Consider the following 1,005-nt stretch of genomic DNA (forward strand, 5'->3'; position numbering starts at 1 on the left):
CGCCTGCTCGCCGTCGAGACGGCCGCGGTGCAGTCCGAGCTCACCGTTCCGCAGGTCGATGCGCTCGCCGCTGCGGCGGCCCTCGTCGAGCCCGATGCGGTGCTCGTGGCGAACTCGATCGACGGCCGCGACATCGCCGGCCGGTTCGCCGCCCGAGCCCGCGCCGCGCTCGCCGTGGACGCCATCGGCGTCTCGCGCGACGACGAGGGCATCGTCGCCCACCACTCCGTGTACGGCGGCGCGTACAACGTCGACTCCGCGGCGACCTTCGGGCCGCTCGTCGTCACCGTGCGGCAGGGGGCCGTCGACGCTCGCGCCGACGCACGGCCCGTCGCGCTCGAGACGCTCGAGGTGCCCGCCTCGGGCGCGCCGTCGGCCGCCATCGAGTCGATCGAGGTCGCGACCGAGAGCTCGAGCCGACCCGAGCTGCGCGGAGCGAAGCGGGTCGTGTCCGGTGGTCGCGGCCTCGGTTCGGCCGAGAAGTTCGCACTCGTCGAAGAGCTCGCCGACGCCCTCGGGGCTGCGGTCGGCGCGTCCCGCGCGGCCGTCGACGCGGGCTACATCCCGGCCACGCACCAGGTCGGCCAGACCGGCGTCTCGGTCTCCCCGCAGCTCTACGTCGCCCTCGGCATCTCCGGCGCGATCCAGCACAAGGCCGGAATGCAGACGGCCAAGAACATCGTCGCCGTCAACAAGGACCCCGACGCGCCGATCTTCGACGTCGCCGACTTCGGCGTCGTCGGCGACGTCTTCACCGTGGTCCCGCAGCTGATCAGCGCCCTCGCCGAGCGGAAGCGGTGACCCGTGGCCGCTGCAGGCAACCTGCGCAGGGGACTGCCTCGCCGCCCCGGCGGTGATCCCTGGCCCCCTGCCGGCATCGCGGCGGGCGACCACGCGACAGGGTCGGTCGACGCGCTCCAGGACTCGGCCGCGCCCGCGACTGCGCCCGCGATGCCGGTCGTCGCGCCCTCGGAGCCATCCGCCCACCCGCCTCAGGTCGCGACG

Annotated in this window: 1 protein-coding gene and 1 pseudogene; both read left to right on the forward strand. The window is 74.7% G+C overall.

Features of this window, described 5'->3' with window-relative positions; all coding sequences use genetic code 11:
• A partial coding sequence (locus tag ESO86_RS17625) for an electron transfer flavoprotein subunit alpha/FixB family protein (protein WP_165308352.1) occupies positions 1-801 on the forward strand: 801 nt, incomplete at its 5' end.
• Positions 802-804: 3 nt separating this feature from the next.
• A pseudogene (locus ESO86_RS19845) lies at positions 805-1,005 on the forward strand (cytochrome b/b6 domain-containing protein); the annotation flags it as partial.

The sequence above is a fragment of the Agromyces binzhouensis genome (genome assembly GCF_004135055.1).
GTDB classification, from domain to species: domain Bacteria; phylum Actinomycetota; class Actinomycetes; order Actinomycetales; family Microbacteriaceae; genus Agromyces; species Agromyces binzhouensis.